Source organism: Candidatus Ruminimicrobium bovinum (assembly GCF_902760015.1).
Lineage (GTDB): Bacteria > Elusimicrobiota > Endomicrobiia > Endomicrobiales > Endomicrobiaceae > Ruminimicrobium > Ruminimicrobium bovinum.
Window position 1 is genome coordinate 1 of the sequence record NZ_CACWEU010000191.1, and the last position, 2,384, is coordinate 2,384.

At 35.2% G+C, this 2,384-nt stretch carries 2 protein-coding genes and 1 pseudogene; all 3 read left to right on the forward strand.

All coding sequences use genetic code 11. The features are described from left to right. A pseudogene (locus ACMUOV_RS06450) lies at positions 1 to 194 on the forward strand (carboxynorspermidine decarboxylase); the annotation flags it as partial. A gap of 16 nt (positions 195 to 210) precedes the next feature. Then, positions 211 to 1,446 carry a saccharopine dehydrogenase family protein gene (locus ACMUOV_RS06455; protein WP_413854286.1) on the forward strand — a complete coding sequence of 412 codons (1,236 nt, stop codon included), beginning with the start codon at positions 211 to 213 and terminating at the stop codon, positions 1,444 to 1,446. Positions 1,447 to 1,465: 19 nt separating this feature from the next. Then, positions 1,466 to 2,384, forward strand: a 919-nt coding sequence (locus ACMUOV_RS06460; RefSeq protein WP_413854287.1) for an aminotransferase class I/II-fold pyridoxal phosphate-dependent enzyme, incomplete at its 3' end; no start/stop codon positions are given.

Genomic DNA, 2,384 nt, shown 5'->3' on the forward strand with positions numbered 1-2,384 from the left:
GAACTTATAAATTTTCAAAACCGTTAAAAATCGGTGATAAAATAGAATTTGAAGATGCCGCCGGTTACAGTATGGTAAAGATGAATTGGTTCAACGGAATACAAATGCCGTCAATAGTTATTAAAAAACTTAACGGTAAAGTTGAAGTTGTAAAAAGTTTTACATATAAAGATTTTGTTAGTAATTTATCTTGAGGAGGCACTGCTTGAAATGAAAAGAAATGTTTTAGTTATCGGAGCCGGAGCCGTTGCTCATGTTGTTTGTCATAAATTGGCACAAAACAATGATGTATTCGGAAAAATGTATGTAGGTTCCAGAACTTTAAAAAGTTGTAATTCGATTTTAGACAGTATTGAAAGAAAAAAGAATTACAAAAATTCCGATAATAAATTCGTTTCAAAGCAAATAAATGTTTTTGATATTCCGGCACTTGTAAATTTAATAAAAGAATTAAAAATTTCCATAGTTATAAATGTGGCAAGTGCTTTTTGCAACATGTCTATATTGGAAGCATGCATACAAACGGGCTCTGCATATATAGATACCGCAATTCATGAAGACCCGGATAAAGTTTGTGAAAACCCGCCATGGTATGCAAATTACGAATGGAAAAGAAAAGACAGATGTAAAGAAAATAAAATTACGGCAATTTTGGGTTGCGGTTTCGACCCCGGTGTAGTAAATGCTTATTGTGCATTGGCATTGAAACATCATTTCGATAAAATTGCAACAATAGATATTATGGATGTTAATGCCGGCAGCCACGGAAAATATTTTGCTACAAACTTCGACCCTGAAATAAATTTCAGAGAATTTCATAAAGTATGGACTTGGATTGATAAACAGTGGGTTGAAAAACCTGTCCATGCCGATAAACTTGTTTACGATTTTCCCGTAGTCGGCGAACAACCGGTATATTTGACGGGACACGACGAACTTCATTCTTTGTCGCAGAACATTCCGGCAAAATCAATAAGGTTTTGGATGGGGTTCAGTGATCATTATATAAATGTTTTTACGGTGTTAAAAAACATAGGTTTGTTGTCCGAAAAACCTGTAAAAACAGCGGAAGGTTTGGAAGTTATTCCTTTAAAAGTTGTTAAAGCTTGTTTACCAAACCCTAAAACATTGGCACCCAATTACACGGGAAAAACTTGCATAGGTTGTTTAATTAAAGGCAAAAAAGATAAAAAGAATAAAGAATTATTTATATATAATATTTGTGATCATAAACAATGTTATAATGAAGTTGAAGCACAGGCAATAAGTTATACGGCAGGGGTTCCACCTGTAGCTGCCGCAATGTTAATTGCAAACGGAACATGGGATGTTAAAACCATGGTAAATGTGGAAGAATTAAACCCCGATCCGTTTATTGAATTGTTGGCTAAAAACGGTTTGTCGACCGATGTTATTGTTAATACACCGGCAAAAAAATTTATTTAATTTTAAATGAAGGAATGCTATGGATAAACAAAACAAAGTTCCTATTTTTGATACGCTTTTGGGGCATGCCAAAAGAAATGTAACTTCTTTTCACACTCCGGGACATAAAAACGGTAAAGGCATAGACCCTGTTTTAAAAGAAGTAACCGGTGACGGACTTTATAAATTTGATGTTACCGTTTTTGACGAGGTTGATTCTCTGCACGATCCGGTAGGTCCGATAAAAAAAGCGGAAGAATTAATGGCACAAGCTTACGGCGTAAAACATTCTTTGTTTTTGGTTAACGGAACATCCGTCGGAAATATTGCAATGTTTTTATCTGCATGCGACCCCGGAGATTCTATTATAGTTTCAAGAAGTTCGCATAAGTCGATAATGGGCGGAATTATACTTTCCGGTGTTTGGCCGATTTGGTTGCAACCCACAATAGATCAAAATTTAGATATTATTTTTAATTCAACTTATGATGAAATAAAACAGGCACTTGAAATGTATCCGGAAGCAAGGGCTGTTTTTGTTACAAGCCCTACTTATAACGGTGTTGCAACGGAAGTAAAAAGAATTGCCGACCTATGTCACAGAAAAGGTAAAATATTACTTGTTGACGAAGCACACGGACCTCATTTAAAATTTAACGACAAATTACCGATGTCTGCCGTTGATGCGGGCGCCGATTTATGTGTTCAGTCCACACATAAAATACTTTCTGCGCTTTCTCAGGGTTCGGTATTACACGTCAATTCAAAATTAGTTGATATTAACAGAGTAAAAAAAATAGTTTCAATGTTACAAACAACAAGCCCCTTGTATTTAACACTTGCAAGTATTGATTTGGCAAGAAGACAAGCTGTGTTGCACGGAAAAGAAATGTTTGATAAAGTAATAGCTGCTGCCGAATGGGCAAGAAAAGAAATTAATGAAAAAATTCCTAATATGA

What these genes read in the sequence shown, in the direction of transcription:
- ACMUOV_RS06455 (WP_413854286.1), top strand. Translation starts at nt 211, where the DNA reads ATGAAAAGAAATGTTTTAGTTATCGGAGCCGGAGCCGTTGCTCATGTT.